At 70.4% G+C, this 17,476-nt stretch carries 18 protein-coding genes; 10 read left to right on the top strand and 8 right to left on the bottom strand.

Going from position 1 to position 17,476, the window contains the following annotated elements; all coding sequences use genetic code 11:
• Window positions 1-13: 13 nt before the first annotated feature.
• Together sucC and MRBLMI12_RS20540 are read right to left on the bottom strand one after the other, a co-directional pair.
• A complete protein-coding gene (gene sucC, locus MRBLMI12_RS20535) occupies window positions 14-1,177 on the bottom strand; it encodes an ADP-forming succinate--CoA ligase subunit beta (protein ID WP_363358021.1) in 1,164 nt (387 codons plus the stop codon).
• A gap of 171 nt (window positions 1,178-1,348) precedes the next feature.
• Window positions 1,349-3,013 carry an FAD-dependent oxidoreductase gene (locus tag MRBLMI12_RS20540; protein WP_363358022.1) on the bottom strand — a complete coding sequence of 555 codons (1,665 nt, stop codon included), beginning with the start codon at window positions 3,011-3,013 and terminating at the stop codon, window positions 1,349-1,351.
• A 46-nt stretch (window positions 3,014-3,059) separates the two neighbouring features.
• On the opposite strand from MRBLMI12_RS20540, the gene MRBLMI12_RS20545 reads away from it, so the two are divergent.
• The 5 genes from MRBLMI12_RS20545 to MRBLMI12_RS20565 all read left to right on the top strand — a co-directional run bounded on the left by MRBLMI12_RS20545 (window position 3,060) and on the right by MRBLMI12_RS20565 (window position 9,101).
• Complete coding sequence (locus tag MRBLMI12_RS20545; RefSeq protein WP_331912511.1) at window positions 3,060-3,767, top strand: TetR family transcriptional regulator; 708 nt, start codon at window positions 3,060-3,062, stop codon at window positions 3,765-3,767.
• Window positions 3,768-3,830: 63 nt separating this feature from the next.
• Window positions 3,831-6,551 carry a cation-translocating P-type ATPase gene (locus MRBLMI12_RS20550; protein WP_363358023.1) on the top strand — a complete coding sequence of 907 codons (2,721 nt, stop codon included), beginning with the start codon at window positions 3,831-3,833 and terminating at the stop codon, window positions 6,549-6,551.
• Window positions 6,552-6,769: 218 nt separating this feature from the next.
• A complete protein-coding gene (locus MRBLMI12_RS20555; RefSeq protein WP_363358024.1) occupies window positions 6,770-7,900 on the top strand; it encodes an alcohol dehydrogenase catalytic domain-containing protein in 1,131 nt (376 codons plus the stop codon).
• Window positions 7,897-8,646: an SDR family oxidoreductase gene (locus MRBLMI12_RS20560; RefSeq protein ID WP_308868127.1), complete on the top strand. Its 750-nt coding sequence runs from the start codon at window positions 7,897-7,899 to the stop codon at window positions 8,644-8,646. The genes MRBLMI12_RS20555 and MRBLMI12_RS20560 overlap by 4 nt, the downstream gene beginning before the upstream one ends.
• Window positions 8,643-9,101, top strand: a complete 459-nt coding sequence (locus MRBLMI12_RS20565) for a MaoC family dehydratase (RefSeq protein ID WP_363358025.1) — start codon at window positions 8,643-8,645, stop codon at window positions 9,099-9,101. Before MRBLMI12_RS20560 ends, MRBLMI12_RS20565 begins: the two co-directional genes overlap by 4 nt.
• 40 nt (window positions 9,102-9,141) lie before the next feature.
• On the opposite strand, the gene MRBLMI12_RS20570 is transcribed toward MRBLMI12_RS20565, so the two are convergent.
• The 3 genes from MRBLMI12_RS20570 to MRBLMI12_RS20580 all read right to left on the bottom strand — a co-directional run bounded on the left by MRBLMI12_RS20570 (window position 9,142) and on the right by MRBLMI12_RS20580 (window position 11,716).
• The gene (locus tag MRBLMI12_RS20570; protein ID WP_363358026.1) at window positions 9,142-9,762 is read right to left on the bottom strand and encodes a VanZ family protein; all 621 of its coding nucleotides are present in this window, start codon (window positions 9,760-9,762) and stop codon (window positions 9,142-9,144) included.
• Between the two features lie 159 nt (window positions 9,763-9,921).
• The gene (locus tag MRBLMI12_RS20575; protein ID WP_363358027.1) at window positions 9,922-10,962 is read right to left on the bottom strand and encodes a serine hydrolase domain-containing protein; all 1,041 of its coding nucleotides are present in this window, start codon (window positions 10,960-10,962) and stop codon (window positions 9,922-9,924) included.
• 175 nt (window positions 10,963-11,137) lie between these two features.
• The gene (locus MRBLMI12_RS20580; RefSeq protein WP_363358028.1) at window positions 11,138-11,716 is read right to left on the bottom strand and encodes an ATP-binding protein; all 579 of its coding nucleotides are present in this window, start codon (window positions 11,714-11,716) and stop codon (window positions 11,138-11,140) included.
• 95 nt (window positions 11,717-11,811) lie between these two features.
• On the opposite strand from MRBLMI12_RS20580, the gene MRBLMI12_RS20585 reads away from it, so the two are divergent.
• Window positions 11,812-12,057, top strand: coding sequence for a hypothetical protein (locus tag MRBLMI12_RS20585; protein ID WP_363358029.1), 246 nt, complete (start codon window positions 11,812-11,814; stop codon window positions 12,055-12,057).
• Window positions 12,058-12,121: 64 nt separating this feature from the next.
• On the opposite strand, the gene MRBLMI12_RS20590 is transcribed toward MRBLMI12_RS20585, so the two are convergent.
• Window positions 12,122-12,514 carry an MmcQ/YjbR family DNA-binding protein gene (locus MRBLMI12_RS20590; protein ID WP_363358030.1) on the bottom strand — a complete coding sequence of 131 codons (393 nt, stop codon included), beginning with the start codon at window positions 12,512-12,514 and terminating at the stop codon, window positions 12,122-12,124.
• Window positions 12,515-12,639: 125 nt separating this feature from the next.
• On the opposite strand from MRBLMI12_RS20590, the gene MRBLMI12_RS20595 reads away from it, so the two are divergent.
• Together MRBLMI12_RS20595 and MRBLMI12_RS20600 are read left to right on the top strand one after the other, a co-directional pair.
• A complete protein-coding gene (locus MRBLMI12_RS20595; RefSeq protein ID WP_363358031.1) occupies window positions 12,640-12,852 on the top strand; it encodes a hypothetical protein in 213 nt (70 codons plus the stop codon).
• A gap of 427 nt (window positions 12,853-13,279) precedes the next feature.
• Window positions 13,280-13,501 (top strand): hypothetical protein, encoded by a 222-nt coding sequence (locus MRBLMI12_RS20600; protein WP_363358032.1) that lies wholly within the window; start codon window positions 13,280-13,282, stop codon window positions 13,499-13,501.
• 83 nt (window positions 13,502-13,584) lie between these two features.
• Here MRBLMI12_RS20600 and MRBLMI12_RS20605 read toward each other — a convergent pair whose 3' ends face one another.
• Window positions 13,585-14,799, bottom strand: coding sequence for an acetyl-CoA C-acetyltransferase (locus MRBLMI12_RS20605; RefSeq protein WP_363358033.1), 1,215 nt, complete (start codon window positions 14,797-14,799; stop codon window positions 13,585-13,587).
• A 91-nt stretch (window positions 14,800-14,890) separates the two neighbouring features.
• A complete protein-coding gene (locus MRBLMI12_RS20610) occupies window positions 14,891-16,147 on the bottom strand; it encodes an acyl-CoA dehydrogenase family protein (protein ID WP_363358034.1) in 1,257 nt (418 codons plus the stop codon).
• Between the two features lie 109 nt (window positions 16,148-16,256).
• Here MRBLMI12_RS20610 and MRBLMI12_RS20615 point away from each other — a divergent pair, with 109 nt between their 5' ends.
• Together MRBLMI12_RS20615 and MRBLMI12_RS20620 are read left to right on the top strand one after the other, a co-directional pair.
• On the top strand, window positions 16,257-16,922 hold the full coding sequence (locus tag MRBLMI12_RS20615; protein ID WP_363358035.1) for a QsdR family transcriptional regulator: 666 nt from the start codon (window positions 16,257-16,259) through the stop codon (window positions 16,920-16,922).
• Entirely contained in the window at window positions 16,919-17,341 is a 423-nt protein-coding gene (locus tag MRBLMI12_RS20620; protein WP_363358036.1) for an acyl-CoA thioesterase, read from the top strand. The genes MRBLMI12_RS20615 and MRBLMI12_RS20620 overlap by 4 nt, the downstream gene beginning before the upstream one ends.
• Window positions 17,342-17,476: the final 135 nt, after the last annotated feature.

Below are 17,476 nucleotides of genomic sequence, written 5' to 3' on the forward strand. Positions count from 1 at the left end.
CCTTATCTCAGTCTCAGGCGTTGGCGAGCTCGGCGGCCTTGTCGGCGCCCTCGTCCATCGTCTCGGCCAGGGTCACGAGCGGGTGGTTCGCGTCGCGCAGGATCGCGCGGCCCTCTTCCACCTTGTTGCCGTCCAGGCGCACGACCAGCGGCTTCGAGGCGCTGGATCCGAGCTCGGCCAGCGCGCCGACGATGCCCTTGGCGACCGCGTCGCACGCGGTGATGCCGCCGAAGACGTTGACGAACACGCTCTTGACCTGCGGGTCCCCGAGGATGACGTCCAGACCCGCGGCCATGACCTCGGCCGAGGCGCCGCCGCCGATGTCGAGGAAGTTGGCGGGCTTGACGCCGCCGTGGTTCTCACCGGCGTAGGCGACGACGTCGAGCGTCGACATCACGAGGCCCGCACCGTTGCCGATCACGCCCACCTCGCCGTCGAGCTTGACGTAGTTGAGGTCGTTGGCCTTCGCCTTCGCCTCGAGCGGGTCGGCCGCCGCCTTGTCCTCGAGCAGCGCGTGCCCGGCGTGACGGAAGTCGGCGTTCTCGTCGAGCGAGACCTTGCCGTCGAGGGCGATGACGTCGCCCTCTTCGGTGAGCACGAGCGGGTTGACCTCGACGAGGGTCGCGTCCTCGCCCTTGTAGACCTTGAAGAGCTTGACGAAGACGTCGCTCACCTTGTCGACGAGCTCGGGGGCGAAGCCCGCGGCTTCGGCGATCTCGACCGCCTTCTGCTTGTCGATGCCCTGCAGCGGGTCGACCGCGATGCGCGCGAGCGCCTCGGGACGCTCGACGGCGAGCTCCTCGATCTCCATGCCGCCCTCGACGCTGCAGAGCGACAGGTACGAGCGGTTGGCGCGGTCCAGCAGCACCGAGAAGTAGTACTCCTTGTCGATGCGGGCGCCCTGGGCGACCATCACGCGCTTGACGATGTGGCCCTTGATGTCGAGGCCGAGGATGGCCTTCGCCGCCTCGTAGGCCTCATCGGGGGTCTTGGCGACCTTCACGCCGCCTGCCTTGCCGCGCCCGCCGGTCTTGACCTGGGCCTTGACGACGACGACTCCGCCGATCTTCTCGGCCGCGGCCCGCACCTCCTCCGGCGTGTCCGCGACGATGCCGGCGAGCACCGGCACCTCGTACTTCTCGAAAAGGTCACGTGCCTGGTACTCGTACAGATCCACAGTGCATTCCTTCGCAGGTGGCGAATGGGGGTGGGACGACGCGAAAAGCGTCTCGACGTCGAGATATCGACCAGTGCCCCAGCCTACTACCGGTCATCGTCCGGTTCCGACCGGAGCGACGCGCCCTCCGTTCCGCACAGGCTGAGCGAGCGCACGCCGCTCCATCGATACTCAGCGCGCCGACGTCGCCTGATGAGCGGATGCCGTGGGGTCGAGGTCGTCGATCTCCTCGCCGGGCACACGGGGCAGCCGGGTGAGATCGCACAGCGCCGGCCCCTCGATGCGCTGCCCGCTCGCCGTGAAGCGCGAAGCGTGCAGCGGGCAGTCCCATGACCGTTCGGCGTCGTTCCAGCGCAGCACCCCGCCCAGGTGCGGGCACACCGCGCTCACGGCGCGCGTCACACCGTCGACGGTCGAGATGCCGACGGGGTGCCCGCCGCGGTTCGCGACCACGCCGTCGCCCTCGCCGGGGCGGCGGACAGGCGCCGGCACCGCTTGCGCTCCCAGCCAGCCGGATGCCGCTTCCCAGCCGACGCGCACGTTCTCGACGCCGCCGCGGGCGAGGTCGGCGGGGACCGTGAAGCGCGTGGCGATCACGTTCATCCAGTCCGGTCGCTCGCGCCGGGGCACCTTGCCGATCTCGGCCACGATGCGCAGCGCCGCGGCAGGGGCGTTGGACAGCCCCCACTTCGCGTAGCCGGTGGCGAACCGCACCCGCCCGAGGCCGCGCGGCATCGCGCCGACGAACGGGATCAGATCGTGCGACTGGTAGTCCTGTGCCGACCACGCCGCCACGGGCTCGGCGCCCGGGAAGTGCTCCTGCGTCCAGGCGATGAGATCGTCACGGCACGTCCGGGGAGACGGCGCACGGCCGACCGGGAATCCGTTGCCGCCGACGATGAGCTGGGCAGCGCCCGCTGGCCCGTCCGCGGGGGTGATGGATCGGATGGACTTGGTCGCGCCGTCGACCGAGAGGTACAGGCCCTCGGGCAGCGGGGCATCCGTGGCGAACGCCACGCAGGTCGAGCGCAGCCCCCGCGTCTTGGCGAAGTACAGCCCACGGTCGATGATCGGCGTCGCGGTGGCGAGCACCACCTGATCAGCGGCCGCGAACCCGGCCGACGTCTCGACACCGGCATGCGGCACGATGTGCGCGTGGGTCACCCGCACGCCGGTGTGGAGCACGCCGCCGGCTTCGAGGTAGGCCCGCGCCATCGCGGCGAGGAGCTGCTGCGGGTCGATGGCGACCTGGCGGTCGAGCGCGACCGCGTCGACCATCGGGAACGGCGACTGCGCGAGCAGATCCGGTTCCACCCGGCGCACCGGCAGCCCGGCCTCCCACGCGGCCTCCAGCTCGGCCGCGACCGTCTCGGCGCCGTCCGGGGTCTGTGCATAGGAGTAGGCCGTGCGCCGGGAGTACGGCACACCGAGCTCGTCGGCCAGGGAGGTCAGCCACTGCGCGCCGTCGGCATTCGCCTCGACGTATGCCTTCACGAGCCGCGCCGGGTGGTGGCGGCGCAGCGTCGAGAGCACGGAGCCCTGCAGGAGGGACAGCTTGCCGGTGTTGGCGCCGGAGGCGAGCTCGCCGACTTCGCCCGCCTCGATGACGGCGACGTCGCGGCCCTGCCGGGCGAGCATGAGTGCGGTGGCGAGGCCGGTGAGGCCGGCACCGACGACGACGACTTCGCGGTGCCGGCCCGGCTCGAAGGGCGTGCCGGTCACGCGGACCGGGTCGAGCTTCCAGATCGGCGTCATGTTCACAGTGAAGCCGCGCGCCGCGGGATCCTCCACCGGGTTGACAGGCGCGCGGCGCAGTGACAGCGCCGAATGCGTCACGGATGCCGCACCTGACGCGGGGCCTGCGCATTAGGCTCTCCCCGAGATGTCCGACACCGCCGCCGCTTCCGCCGCCCCGAGTTCCGCAGCCGCTCAGGGCGCCTCTCGCGCGGCCGTCGTCGCCGCCGCGCTCGAGCTGTTCGCCGAGCAGGGGTTCGACCAGACCTCTGTGGAGCAGATCGCGCAGGCCGCGGGCGTCTCGCGCTCGACGTTCTTCCGGCAGTTCGGCGGCAAGGACGACGTGGTCTTCACCGACCACGAGGTGCTGCTCGATCGCCTCCGCGAGTTCCTGGCGCAGCCGCACCGCGATCCGTGGGCGGCCGTGTGCGAGGCATCTCTCTTCGTCTACGCGCACTTCGCGGCCGACCCCGAGCTCGCCCGGCGGCGCTATGCGGTCGTTCGCGGTGTGCCCGCCCTGCGCGACCGCGAGATCGTGACGGTGTTCCGCTACGAGCGGCTGTTCGACGAGTACCTTCGCGCGTCGCTGCCGGGCCTCGATCCGCTCGACGCGGTGGGCTTCTCTGCGCTGGTCACCGCGATCCACAATCACGTGCTGCGGCGTCTCATCCGGGGGCCCAAGAAGGTGCCGGTCTCGGTGCTGCGCACCGCTCTGGACGAGGCACGCCGGCGCTTCGGCGTCCTGCCGGACGGCGAGGCGGATCCTGCCGCCGACCAGGTCGTCGTCGCGGTCTTCCCGCGCGCGATGCCGACGGCGGAACTGGCGCGGCGACTGCGCGCACAGCTCGACGACTGACCGCTGCGGCGCGCCGGTCGATTCCGCTGTCGGACGGCGGCGGCCCGGCTGTATGTTCAAGCCATGAGCGCCGTGGAGACCACCGCCGGAACGCCCGCTGAGACCGCGTGGTACAGCCAGGACCCAGATGCCGTCGTCGCCGCGTTCCGCAGTGACCGCGACCGGGGGCTGACCGCCGCCGACGCCGCGCAGCGGCTCGCCGAGCACGGCCCCAACTCGATCGCCGCCGAGAAGCCGCCGTCGACGTGGCAGGTCGCCCTGCAGCAGCTCGCGGACCCCATGAACGTCATGCTGGTCGCCGTCGCGATCATCAGCCTGTTCATCAACCAGGTCAGCGTCGGCATCCTCGTCGGGGCGCTCGTGGTGCTGAACATCGTCCTGGGCACCCGGCAGGAGCTCAAGGCGAAGGCATCCGTCGACGCCCTCTCCAAGCTGCAGATCCCGCAGGCGAAGGTCATCCGCGACGGCACCCTGCTGCAGGTCGGCGCGACCACCCTCGTGCCGGGCGACATCGTCACGCTCGAGGCGGGTGACCTCGTGCCCGCCGACGCGCGCATCATCCGCTCGGCGACGCTCGAGACGCAGGAGGCCGCGCTCACCGGCGAGAGCGCGCCGATCCCGAAGGATGCCGGAACCCTCGCCGATCCCGACACGGCGCTCGGCGACCGCACCGACATGGTGTTCCAGAACACGCAGGTGACGCGCGGGACGGCCACGGTGGTCATCACGGGCACCGGCATGCAGACGCAGATGGGCCAGATCGCCTCGATGCTGTCGTCGGTCAAGCCGGGGAAGTCGCCGCTGCAGCGCGAGCTCGACTCGCTCACCGGCGTGCTCGGCTGGATCGCATGGGGCGCCGTCGCCATCATCATCATCACGGGCCTGCTGCGCGGACAGGAGATCACGTCGGTCATCCTGCTGGGCATCTCGATGGCGATCTCGGCGATCCCGACGGGCATGCCGTCGTTCGTCCAGGCGATGCTCTCGTACGGCTCGCGGCAGCTCGCCGAGCACCAGGCGGTCGTCAAGAACCTGACGGATGTCGAGACGCTGGGTGCCACCAGCGCCATCAACTCCGACAAGACCGGCACTCTCACCATGAACGAGATGACGGTGGAGACGCTGTACTACCGCGGCGAGTGGTTCACCGTCGCCGGCAGCGGCTACGAGAAGGTCGGCGAGGTGCGCCACACCGCCGGACTGCCGGTGCCGCAGTTCACCCAGCTGGCACTCGGGCTGACGCTCTGCAGCGACGCCACGGTGTCGGACGACGGCGCCGTCATCGGCGACCCGACCGAGGCTGCGCTCGTCGTGCTCGCGGCGAAGCTCGGCGCGGACGCCGAACTGACCCGCAGCACGTTCCCGCGGGTCGCGGAGGTGCCCTTCGACTCGGCGTACAAGTTCATGGGGACCTTCCACCGGATCCCGGTCGATGGCAACGAGCTGCTGGTCGGCTATGTCAAGGGCGGCCCGGACGTCGTGCTGGATCGCTGCAGCTCCGTCGCCACGATGGAGGGCGTCATGCCGATCGCCGATCGCCGCGACGAGATCCTGGAGGCGAACCGCAGGCTGTCGGAGCAGGGCCTGCGGGTGCTCGCCTTCGCGTTCCGCCGCTTCGCGCCCGACGCGCCGGTGGCGGACGACCCGATGGCGGCGATCGCGGATCTGACCTTCGTCGGCCTCGTCGGCATCATCGACCCGCTCCGCCCCTCCTCGAAAGAGGCGGTGCGCATCGCGCGCGAAGCGGGCATCGAGGTCCGCATGATCACCGGCGACCACGCCATCACCGCCGCCGCGATCGGCGCCAAGCTCGGCCTCGGCGAGGGATCCGCGAGCGGCGCCGAGATCCAGGCGATGAGCGACGACGAGCTCAAGGCGGCGCTTCCGCGCCTGCACATGTTCGGCCGCGTCACCCCCGAGGACAAGCTGCGCCTGGCCCGGCTCATGCAGGAGGACGGCGCCGTCGTCGCGATGACCGGCGACGCGGTGAACGACGCGGCCGCGCTCAAGCAGGCCGACATCGGCGTGGCGATGGGCTCGGGCAGCGACGTCACGAAGCAGGCGGGGAAGATGATCCTCGTCGACGACAACTTCGGCACGCTCGTCACCGCCGTCCGGCTCGGGCGCGGGATCTACGAGAAGATCGTCAGCTACGTCCGCTTCCAGATGTCGCAGCTGTTCTCGCTGGTGCTGCTGTTCCTCGTCGCGAGCATCTTCGGCATCAACGACGGCGTACCGCTCACGCCGATCATGGTGCTGTTCCTGAACTTCTTCATCGCCATCTTCCCGGTGGTCGTGATCCTCCTCGACCCGGTGCCCGACGGCATCATGCTGAAGCCGCCGCGCGACCCGAAGAAGACGATCGCCAACCGCGGCGCGGTGACGCTCTGGTTCGTGTACGGCAGCCTCATCTTCCTGACAACGCTCGTCCCGCTGCTGATCTACCCCGAGGAGCTCAGCTCGACCGAGCCGAACGTGCCCGTCACGATGGCGTTCGTGGTCTGCGCGCTCGGCTCGATCTTCGGCGGGCTCGTCATGCGGCGCGACCCCGAGTCGGGGCTCTCCGCGCCCATCCTCGCCGCCGTGAAGTGGCTGTCGATCCCGCTGGCGCTCACGGTCGTCGCCGTCGAGGTCGGCTTCATGCAGCGCCTCATCGGCACGACGAGCCTCTCGGGCGACGAGTGGCTGACCGCGCTCGGCCTGGCACTGCTGGTGCCCGTGCTGATCGAGATCGAGAAGTGGATCCGTCGCGCGCGCATCGCGCGTCGCACTGTCGTCGCCTGACTCGAAGGAACCGAACGCGCGCTGCCCGGCCACGGGTGGCGCGCGTTCCTGTCTTCGCGGAGCCTACTGCGGTAGACCTCCCGATCCCGGCTGTTCGCCCGGTGGAGGCACGCATACCGCGCGGTCGGTATGCTAGTCCTCCATCGCCCCTCGACCGAATCGCGAGAGGCTGGTGCAGCGCCGCCGATGTGCGGGTGGCGTCACGACGAGGAGGTCGGATGAAGATCACCGGAGCGGTGCTCGAGATCTCGGGCGCGCAGCCGCCGTTCGCGCGGAGCCGCCCCTTCACGGTGGGCGAGCTCGAGCTCGACGAGCCGCGCGCCGGCGAGCTGCTCGTGCGCATCGAGGCGGCCGGCGTCTGCCACTCCGACCTGAGCGTCGTCGACGGCAACCGCGTGCGGCCTGTTCCGATGCTGCTCGGCCATGAGGCCGCCGGCATCGTGGAGCAGGTCGGTGGCGGTGTCGACGACATCGCGGTCGGCGATCGCGTCGTCATGACGTTCCTCCCCCGCTGCGGCGCGTGCGACGGATGCCGCACCGAGGGCCGCCTCCCCTGCGCCCCGGGCACGGCCGCGAACAACGCGGGCACGCTGCTCGGCGGCGGCATCCGGCTGCATCGCGGTGCGGAGCGCTCGGCTGCGCAGGAGGTGCACCATCACCTGGGCGTCTCGGCGTTCGCGACCCACGCGGTGGTGAGCCGGGCGTCCGTCGTGCCGGTGGATCCCGACGTGCCGGCCGAGATCGCCGCCCTGCTGGGCTGCGCCGTGCTCACGGGCGGCGGCGCGGTCGTGAATGCCGGGCAGCCCGCGGCGGGCGATCGCGTCGCTGTGGTGGGACTCGGCGGGGTGGGTATGGCGGCGCTTCTGGTCGCCGTGGCCCTCGGGCACGAGGTGATCGGGATCGACACCGTGCCCGGCAAGCTCGCGTACGCGCTCTCGTGCGGCGCCGCAGAGGCCCTGACACCGGCGGAGGCCGTGGACCGCGGCATCCGTGCCCCCGTCGTCGTCGAGGCCGCCGGAGCGGTGCGCGCGTTCGAGACGGCCGTGGCGCTCACGGCGCCGGGCGGCACCACCGTCACGGTGGGGCTCCCCGCACCCGACGCCCGGGCGAGCGTCTCACCGCTCGTGCTCACCGCCGAGGCACGCACGATCGTCGGCAGCTACCTCGGATCCGCGGTGCCCAGCCGCGACATCCCCCGTTACGTCGAGCTGTGGCGCGCGGGACGCCTGCCGCTCGAGCGCCTCGTCTCGTCCCGCATCGGCCTCGACGACCTCGACGCCGCCATGGACCGGCTCGCCGCAGGCGGCGAGCTGCGCCAGCTGATCACCTTCGAAGGGAACCACGCATGACCAGGACCGCCATCGTCACGGGTGCCGCGCGCGGCATCGGAGCCGCCACCGCCAAGCGCCTCGCCGCCGACGGCAACGCCGTCGCCGTTCTCGACCTCGACGAGGCGCAGTGCGCCGAGACCGTGGGAGCGATCACGGATGCCGGGGGCCGCGCCCTCGCCGTCGGCGCGAACGTGGCCGACGCGGCGTCGGTCGAGCGCGCGGTCGCGCACATCGCCGAAGAGCTCGGCGCGCCGACCATCCTCGTCAACAACGCCGGGATCATCCGCGACAACCTGCTGTTCAAGATGACCGAGGACGACTGGGATGCCGTCCTCGCGGTGCACCTGCGCGGCGCATTCCTGATGTCGCGCGCGGTGCAGGACCACCAGGTGAAGGCCGGCTGGGGCCGCGTCGTGAATCTGTCGTCGACGTCGGCGCTGGGCAACCGCGGCCAGGCGAACTACGCCGCCGCGAAAGCGGGCATGCAGGGATTCACCAAGACGCTCGCGATCGAGCTCGGCCGGTTCGGTGTCACGGCCAACGCGGTCGCCCCCGGCTTCATCGTCACCGACATGACGCGGGCGACCGCCGAGCGCATCGGCGTCTCGTTCGAGGACTTCATCGCGCACAACGCCGCCGAGATCCCGGTCGGCCGGGCGGGTGAACCCGACGACATCGCCGCGGCCGTCTCGTTCTTCTGCTCCGAGGAGGCCGGCTTCGTCTCGGGCCAGGTGCTGTACGTCGCGGGAGGGCCGCGCGCATGAGCATCGTCGTCGACTCCCCCGCAGCCCTCGCCGAAGCCGTCGGCAGCACCGCCGTCGGCGATTGGTTCCTCATCGACCAGCATCGGATTCAGGCGTTCGCCGACGCCACCGAGGACTGGCAGTGGATCCACCTCGACGCCGATCGCGCGGCATCCGGTCCGTTCGGCACCACCATCGCCCACGGCTACCTGACGCTGTCGCTCCTCCCGCGGCTCACCCAGGGACTGCTCGCGGTCGACGGCGCCGCGATGGTGGTCAACTACGGGCTCGACAAGGTGCGCTTCCTGCAGCCCGTGGTCGTCGACTCCCGTGTGCGGGGCGTGACCGAGATCGCCTCGGCCGAGCCGTCGCCGCAGGGCTACCGGGTGGGCCTGCGGACGACGGTCGAGCTGGAGGGCTCCGACCGCCCCGCGCTGGTGGCCGAGACCGTGGCACTGTTCGTCCCGGAGGCCTGAGCGCCCGCGAACTGACGGGATCGGGGTCGACGCCGCGGCGTCAGGGAAGCTCGTCGCCGACGCCGCCCCCGTCGATCGCGTGACTCGCTGCGGGGCCGAGGCCCGCGGCCGGCGGCGGGCGGAAGTGGATCGGGGAGGCGATGAAGAGCGCGACCGCGAGCACGGCCAGCAGGGTCCCCACGACGCAGACCCGGACGAGGATGCCGCGCGCACGCTCCCGCGACCGGAGCCGGGTGAACGCGACGAGACCGAAGCCGATCAGAGCGCCGGCGGTGTTGACCAGGACGTCGGTGGCGTCGGTGCTGCCGATGGCCAGCACGAACTGGGTCGCCTCGAGCGCAAGGCTGACGGTGGCGGCGACGCCCGCGAGGCGGCGCCAGCTCCACCGCGGCGCGAGAAGTCCGAGAAACAGACCTAAGGGCACGAAGAGCAGCAGGTTGACGACGACCTCGGAGGGCCTGCTGGCCCCCTGTTCAGCGGTCGCGACGAACGGGACGAGTTTGATCACACGATCCACGCCGCCGACCCAGGGAAGCTCGAGCTTCCAGAGCACGATCCACACGAGCAGGAGGACGTAGATCGCCAACGCCGCGATCAGGCGGAACGGGGTCGCGGGGGCGGGAGCGGCCTCCCGATCGGGCTGCAGTGCGGTGTTCGTCATGGCGTCCCGGTCTCCGGATCTGATCGGGGCTGGATGCCCGTCGTGCGTCCCTTCTCGACGAGGAGGGTGAATCCAGTGAACGGCACCGGATGTTGCGTCCGCGTATCGTCCAGCGGGTCCCCCTGCGGCCACTCCACGACAGGGTCGCGCGGCTTCCTCCTAGCTTTCGTCCGGGAACTTCCCCCGGACGGTTCCGTCCATGGCATCCGCGAGAGCGTAGATCACCGGCCAGGCGCCCTCAGAGCTGTTCCCGAGCACGGTCACCGTGGTGCGTGTCTCCGGAATGTGCGTGGACCGGAACGATGCGCCGGCGTCATAGCCCTCCAGGATCAGAGACGAATTGCGCCGGCCCAACCACAACCCCATCCCGTACCGCATGTGCTCGGCCGGCACGTCGAAGCGGGGACGGATCATCTCGGCGAGCGTGTCCGGCGACACGATCCGGCCATCCAGCAATGCGTTCCAGAACCGGTGCAGGTCGTCGGCCGTGAAGTACATCCCGCCGTCGCCGTTGCCCCGCACCGGGAGGTGCAGCACGTTGGTGCGGTTGCCCTCCTCATCCAGGTAGCCGAGGGCGGCATCCCCGGGGAGGTCATCGGAGCGGAGGAATGCCGAGCCGGTGAGTCCCGCCCGCTCGCAGACTTCGGTCTGGACCAGTGCATGGAGACCGCGGCCGCTGACGCGCTCGGCGACCAGCGCGAGCACCATGTACCCGCCATTGCAGTACGAGAATCGCTCGCCGGGCGGGAACTTCTGCGGGAACCCGTCGAGCGCGGGCAGGAACGCCTCGGTCTCGGCGAGCACATGCAACGGCAGGGAGAAGACGTAGTCGTCGATGTCTCCGTCGCCTTCCTCGTCGAGGTAGTCCCCGATGCCGGAGGTGTGGGTGAGCAGGTGCTCGATCGTCACCGCGTCGTCGATCAGGGGCAGGTCGTCGCCGAGAGTGGGACGCACGAGGTCCTGCAGAGCGAGCAGGCCGCCCTCGACGAGTCGCATGATCACGAGAGCGGTGAAGCCCTTGTTGCCGCTGGCGGCCGAGATGCGAGTGCTCGGCGTATTCGGAACCCGGAGGGCGCGGTTCGCGAAACCCTCGCAGCGCTCGAGCGTGCGCCGGTCACCGACATCGATCGTGAGCACCCCGCTGAACGACTCCGCCTCGATCGCGGCATCAAGCGCCTCGGGGGTGATGGGAATGGTCATTGTGGGATCTCCAATTGCCGCTCGTTGCCAATCGATGATCGCTCAAGCATGTCGGAGATCACATTGTGCGGCGAGGGGTCGGTCAGCTTGTGCGGCGACGGGTCGGTCGGCGGGCGTTTGGAGATCTTGCAGCGTTACCGGATCTGCCCGCGCCGGCCGCTCGCGGCCAGCCTCGTCACGGCCGTCGAACGGCGACCGACAGGTGCTCGCCGATCTTCATGGGGAGATCGCTCAGCGGTTGCAGCTGCGGGATCGGCAGGAAGTGGACGGTGGTGCCGGTCGTGCCATCGTCGGCGATCGGGGTCAGGTCTGTCACCGGGATCGCATGCTCGTACCTCTGCGTCCATGAGCCGTTGCCCCGACGGTTCGTGTGCGTCACCCACTCGCTCAAGGCCGCCACGACCGACATGCCGCGCCGCAGATGACCGTCCGGCAATACCGCCGACGGCTCGTCGAAGAATCGCAGGTCCTTCGTCGCGATGACGGGCTTCCTCGTCGGTCGGCCGTCGGCGTCGAGGCGAGTATCCGTCCCTCGACCATCGTCTGCGACGGAGATCGAACCATCGGAGTGCAGGGTGACGACCGCCATCCCGCCTTCGCGGGAGTCCGCTTCCTCCGCCGCATACGCCAGCACCTCGAGCACCAGGTGCGTGATCCCCCCGGGAGCGAACGCCTCCGGAGTGCGACGAATGAGCTCCAAATGGTCGACATCGACCGTGCGGGACCAGTCGTGGGTGGTTTCCGGCGGAGTCACCGATCCAGCTTGCCACCTCGCGCAGAGTGCCACCACCGACGCTCACCTCCTGTGGACCGAGTCGCCGAAAGCGGGTCGATCCGCGAGTCTGGGCCATGCTGTTCGCGTTCACGTGGGGCATGCTCGGAGTCATGGCAGGTGCGCCGACGGGCTTCGAGTTCACAGTACGGGGCGAGCGTGTGGAGATACGCCACAACGGTCGCCTGGCAGCGACGCTACGCAAGTCGGCGGCGCTCAAGTTCCTCGCCGATGTCGACCGCGGCGACCCTCAGCATGTGATGGCGCGGGTCACCGGCGACTACAGGCGCGGAAACGAACGGTCAGTCAATCACCGGCCGTAGCTCGAGAAGGCGCGATCCCCGATTCCGCGCGCCCGCCAACCGCCGACGCGGCAGCACGGCTGCGCTACGGCGTGCCGGCGGCATCCCATTCACGGCGCAGGTACCGCGGCGCCTGCACGCGCCAAGCCTCGATCACCAGTTCGGCGAGGTGATCGTCATCGATCGCCGCCATGCGGAAGGCCACCTTCGGCTCGCCCCACGGCGTGGTGGCGCCCAGGAACACGTCGGGTGCCATCTCGCGGAGCGCGAGCGCGTCGATCGGGTCGGCGATCTTCACCCCCACCACGAGCTCGGCCGCGATGATCGCACGCACGTCGGGCGGGGTGCTCGGCCACGGGTGGCACTCCCACGCGTAGAGCTTGCCGCGTACGAACCATGCGGCGCCGCCGGTCGTCGCGCGCTCTTCACTGCCGGGGAGTCCGTTCGCGGTGCGGCGCAGATCGTCGAGGGTGGCCACGGACCCACCCTAGGCAGCACCTCCGACACGGCCACCCCGCCATCGCGTCAGCGGCACCCTGCGCCTGCGTCACCGATCGCGCATTCCTCTCTATCGGTGCGGCACCGCGGAACTAGGGTGGTCGCGTGAAGCGCATCTGGCCGTATCTCGTGCCCGGCGTGGTGCTGGCCGCGGTCGGGTTGGTCTGGACTCTGCAAGGCTTCGGTGTGCTGGGCGGGTCCGTGATGAGCGGCTCGGCCTTGTGGGCGACGATCGGCCCGGTCGTACTGCTGGTCGGTCTGATGCTGATCGGGATCGCGGTCACCATCGCTGTGCGCCGTCGTCGGGGGACGCGCTGAGCGCCGGCGACTGATCGGCCGCCGCTCGTCAGCCGGTGAAGATCGCGTCGTCGTAGCCGAGCGTCGCCGGCGCTGATCTGCCCGAGCTGCTTCCTGTCTCCCCCCAGATTCCCCGGAGACAGGAAGCAACCCGCACCGTCAGAGCCAGTGCAGTCGTGCGCACGTGAGCGCCATGGACAGCGACGGAGCATGACAACGCTCCGCGCGCGTCGGCGGAGCCTGGTGGTGCGCACCGAAAGCTCGACCGGGCTCCGCTCTGCAGCCATGCGCGACCCTCGGGTCACAGGCGCTTCGCGAAGACCGTCTCGGGCCTCTATGCTGACTCTATTCGGCTCCTATGGGCATGGTAAAGGCGCACTAAGCAGGTTCTCAGCGCTCTCACTGCGCATGCTAAGGTGCGCGTATGGCACGTCCTTATCAGGATCCGGTGGAGATCATCACCGCGCCGGTTCCCGCACAATCACCGTTCATCCCGGCCGACGCGAAGATCGTTGTGGGCGCGGTCGCGCCGGCCTCTCCGGATCCGATCCCGATCGTGCTGCTGCCGGGATTCGAGTACCGGATTCATGAGTGGCGACACCCCACCACTCATGAGATCCACTGGAGACTCGAACGCCGCAGATCCGCTCGACCGGGCGACGACGGGTAGAAGCGGCCGACGAGTCCGCGCCCGCCGTTCGGCAGGAACGCCGTGGCTGACAGGGCGAGCCACCCTACCCCGCACTGCTCTTGTCAGACCCGCTCGAGCACCATCGCCATCCCCTGACCACCGCCCACGCACATCGTCTCGAGGCCGTACCTTCCGCCGGTGACGGCAAGGCCGTTGATGAGGGTGGAGGTGATGCGGGCACCGGTCATGCCGAACGGGTGCCCCACGGCGATCGCACCGCCGTGCACGTTGAGGCGCTCCGGGTCGACACCGAGCTCGCGCGCCGACGGGATCACCTGCGCCGCGAACGCCTCGTTGATCTCGACGAGATCCATGTCGTCGATCGAGAGACCCGCCAGCGCCAGGGCGCGCCGCGACGCCTCCACCGGTCCGAGCCCCATCACCTCCGGCGAGAGTCCCGAGACGCCCGTCGACACGATGCGCGCGAGCGGCTCGAGGCTCAGCTCGTCGACCACCCGGTCCGAGACGACGACGACCGCCGCCGCACCGTCGTTGAGCGGGCAGCAGTTGCCGGCGGTCACCGTGCCGTCGGGCCGGAAGACCGGCTCCAGGCCCGCCAGGCCTTCAACGGTCACCCCGGCCCGCGGGCCGTCGTCCGCCGCGACGACCGTGCCGTCGGTGAGCGTGACGGGCGTGATGTCGCGCGCCCAGAATCCGGAGGCGATCGCCGCCTCGGCCCGCTGCTGCGAGCGCGCGGCGAACTCGTCCTGCTCCTCGCGCGTCACGCCTCGCAGCTGCGCGACGTTCTCGGCCGTCTGCCCCATCGCGATGTAGGGATCGGGCAGCGCGCCGTCGGCACGCGGATCCGTCCACGGCGCCGCGCCGGCCGCCGACCTCGCGGCGGTGCGCGCGATCGACGCCGTGAACGCCGGGTTCACGGCATCCGGAAGATCTGACGCCCCCGCGCCGTACCGCGACACCGACTCGACGCCGGCCGAGACGAAGACGTCACCCTCGCCGGCCTTGATCGCGTGGAACGCCATGCGCGTCGTCTGCAGCGAGGACGAGCAGTAGCGGTTGACGGTCGCGCCGGGCACGGCATCCCATCCCAGGAGCACCGCCACGATGCGCGCGAGGTTGAAGCCCTGCTCACCGGCCGGCTGACCGCAGCCGAGCAGCAGGTCGTCGATGCGCGCCGGATCCAGCGCAGGCAGCTTCTCGAGTGCGGCACTGACCATGCGCGCCGCCAGGTCGTCGGGTCGCACGTCGATGAGCGATCCCTTGCGCGCGCGCCCGATCGGCGAGCGCGCGGTGGCCACGATGTAGGCCTCGGTCATGGTTCTCCTTCGGAGGACGGATGCCGCGGCACGGCGCAGCGGCGCACTCGGAACGCGCAGCTGCACTGCCGCCGTTCCGCGGACAAGCAGGTCAGACGAACGCGGCGATGCCCGTGATGGCACGGCCCACGATGAGGGAGTTCATGTCGTAGGTGCCCTCGAACGTGTACACCGCCTCGGCGTCGGCGAAGTAGCGCGCGATGCCGTAGCCGGCGGGGATGCCCAGCTGCTCCTGCCCGCCGAGCTGCACCCCGTTGCCGCCGCAGATCTCGCGGCAGAGCGCCACCGTCTCGCGGACCCGCGCGCTGACGAAGGCCTTCGCCATGGCGGAGTGGTGGTCCTTCTGCACGCCGTCGTCCTGCAGCTGCGAGACACGCACGCACATGCCGATGCAGGCGGTGATGTTGGCGAGCGCGTCGGCGAGCTTCTGCTGAACGAGCTGGAACGACGCGATGGGCTTGCCGAACTGCACGCGGGCCTTCGCGTAGGCGACCGCGCACTCGTACGCGCCGACCGCGACGCCGAGAGCCTGCCACGCGACCTGCGCGCGAGTGAGACGCAGCACGACAGCGAGATCGCGGAACCCGTCGATGCGCTGCAGCCGGTCGCTCTCGGGGACCACGACGTCGGTCAGCACGATGTCGGCGTTCTCAACGGTCCGCAGGGACTGCTTGCGCTCGATCTTGGTCGCCTCGAAGCCCACCGAGGGTGTGCGCACGAGGAAGCCCTTGACCTGGTCGTCCGCGACGTCGCGCGCCCAGATCACGACGACGTCGGCGAACGCGCCGTTGCCGATCCAGCGCTTCGCACCGTTGAGCACCCACTCGTCGCCGCGACGCTCCGCCGTCGTCTCGAGGCCCTTCGCCGTGTCGGAGCCGTGGCCGGGCTCGGTGAGTCCGAAGCAGGCGATCTGCTCGCCGCGGGCGAGCACGGGCAGCCATTCGGCCCGCTGCTCGTCCGACCCGCCCACCGCGATCGAGGTCATCGCGAGGCCGCTGTGCACGCCGATGAACGTGGCCGTCGACGGATCGGCGCGCGAGATCTCCATCGCGACCCAGCCGCGAAACACGTTGCTGTTCTCGAAGGTGCGCGTCTCGGCGAACGCGTTGCCGTACAGCCCGAGCGCGGCGATCTGCGGGACGAGGTGTCGGGGGCTCTCGGCGCGGTCCCAGTGGTCGTCGGCGAACGGCCGCACCTCGGTCTCGAGGAACTCGCGGATCTCGCGCAGAGCCTGCTGCTCGGCATCCGTGAGAAGGTTCTGGAACTCGTAGAAGTCTGCGTCGAGCACGTCCGCACGGGCGCCGGGCGCCGTCTCGTCCGCCTGCGGCTCGGTCAAGGTGAACGTCATCGTCTCTCCTTCGGTGGTCGTCCGACGAGTATGCATCACTTTCCAGAACGTTGCACAACACTTTCAGAAACGTTGCAGCAATCTTGGACCCGACGGGTAGAGTTCCCGCATGAGCTCACCGGCAGCCGCGGCCCCGACGACGACCGCACCCGCGACCATCTCGCGCGTGGGGACGGATGCCGCACCCTCGTGGCTGTCGGAGCGCCTCGCGAGCGGAAGCCACCCCGACGCCCAGCGCGCGTTCGACGCGGCACGCGCCACACTGATCAGCGGACGCCGCATCGACATGAGCGCGCTCGCCGGCGACCTGGGGGTCGACCGCACGTCGCTGTTCCGCTGGGTCGGCAATCGCGACGCGCTGCTGAGCGAGGTGCTGTGGTCACTGGCGATCCCGACCCTGGTGCAGGCAGAGCATGCGTGCCGCACCCTCGCGGGCGGCGAGCGGGTCGCCGGCATCCTGACGCACTTCGTCGACGACCTCATCACGGCCGAGTACTTCCGATCCTTCCTGCGGCGCGAGCCGGCGCGCGCGCTGCGACTGCTCACCACGAAGGAGAGCCCGATCCAGCGCCGATACGTCGCCACCGCGGACTGGCTCGTGCGCCGCGACCTCGGCGAGGCGCCGCTCGGCGGAGCGATCACCCCCGCCGAACTCGCGTACATCCTCGTGCGGCTGTCGGAGTCGTTCACGTACGCCGACCTCATCTCGGGCGACACCCCGAGCGCCGATCGCGCCCGCGTCGCCTTCCGCCTCATACTGCGGGTCGGCGAATGAGCGCCGCATACCCGGTGCGCGAGCCGTTCCCGACCCGGTGGAACGACAACGACCAGTACGGGCACCTCAACAACACGGTGTACTACGCGGCGATGGACACCGCGGTCAACACGTTCATGATCCGCGAAGGCGGCCTGGAGCCCCTCGGCGGCGATGCGATCGCGCTCTGCGCGGCGTCGTCGTGCGAATTCCTCGCGTCAGCCGGCTTCCCGGACACCCTCGAGGTCGGGATCGGCGTCGAGCGCCTCGGCACGACGAGCGTCACCTGGGCGCTCGGCATCCTCCGTACCGGCCAAGACGAGCCGATCGCGACCGGGCGCTTCGTGCACGTCTTCGTGGATGCCGAGGCCCGGCGCCCGACGCCGGTGCCGGCATCCATCCGCGCAGCGATCGAGTCCCGGCTTCTCGCGACCGGCTGAGCACGCTTCGCCTCGGTCGCCGGCGCTCCCTCGCTCAGCAACCGGGGCTCATCGTCTCGGCACGCACCCGGACAAACCGACCATCCGGTATGCTGAGGTCACCACCCCGCCGACGGGGACGGGGAGAGGGTCGAC

This window comes from Microbacterium sp. LMI12-1-1.1 (genome assembly GCF_040676455.1).
Taxonomy (GTDB): Bacteria; Actinomycetota; Actinomycetes; order Actinomycetales; family Microbacteriaceae; genus Microbacterium.

What these genes read in the sequence shown, in the direction of transcription:
- MRBLMI12_RS20545 (WP_331912511.1), top strand. Translation starts at nt 3,060, where the DNA reads ATGTCCGACACCGCCGCCGCTTCCGCCGCCCCGAGTTCCGCAGCCGCT.
- MRBLMI12_RS20550 (WP_363358023.1), top strand. Translation starts at nt 3,831, where the DNA reads ATGAGCGCCGTGGAGACCACCGCCGGAACGCCCGCTGAGACCGCGTGG.
- MRBLMI12_RS20555 (WP_363358024.1), top strand. Translation starts at nt 6,770, where the DNA reads ATGAAGATCACCGGAGCGGTGCTCGAGATCTCGGGCGCGCAGCCGCCG.
- MRBLMI12_RS20560 (WP_308868127.1), top strand. Translation starts at nt 7,897, where the DNA reads ATGACCAGGACCGCCATCGTCACGGGTGCCGCGCGCGGCATCGGAGCC.
- MRBLMI12_RS20565 (WP_363358025.1), top strand. Translation starts at nt 8,643, where the DNA reads ATGAGCATCGTCGTCGACTCCCCCGCAGCCCTCGCCGAAGCCGTCGGC.
- MRBLMI12_RS20570 (WP_363358026.1), bottom strand. Translation starts at nt 9,762, where the DNA reads ATGACGAACACCGCACTGCAGCCCGATCGGGAGGCCGCTCCCGCCCCC.
- MRBLMI12_RS20575 (WP_363358027.1), bottom strand. Translation starts at nt 10,962, where the DNA reads ATGACCATTCCCATCACCCCCGAGGCGCTTGATGCCGCGATCGAGGCG.
- MRBLMI12_RS20585 (WP_363358029.1), top strand. Translation starts at nt 11,812, where the DNA reads ATGCTGTTCGCGTTCACGTGGGGCATGCTCGGAGTCATGGCAGGTGCG.
- MRBLMI12_RS20605 (WP_363358033.1), bottom strand. Translation starts at nt 14,799, where the DNA reads ATGACCGAGGCCTACATCGTGGCCACCGCGCGCTCGCCGATCGGGCGC.
- MRBLMI12_RS20610 (WP_363358034.1), bottom strand. Translation starts at nt 16,147, where the DNA reads ATGACGTTCACCTTGACCGAGCCGCAGGCGGACGAGACGGCGCCCGGC.
- MRBLMI12_RS20615 (WP_363358035.1), top strand. Translation starts at nt 16,257, where the DNA reads ATGAGCTCACCGGCAGCCGCGGCCCCGACGACGACCGCACCCGCGACC.
- MRBLMI12_RS20620 (WP_363358036.1), top strand. Translation starts at nt 16,919, where the DNA reads ATGAGCGCCGCATACCCGGTGCGCGAGCCGTTCCCGACCCGGTGGAAC.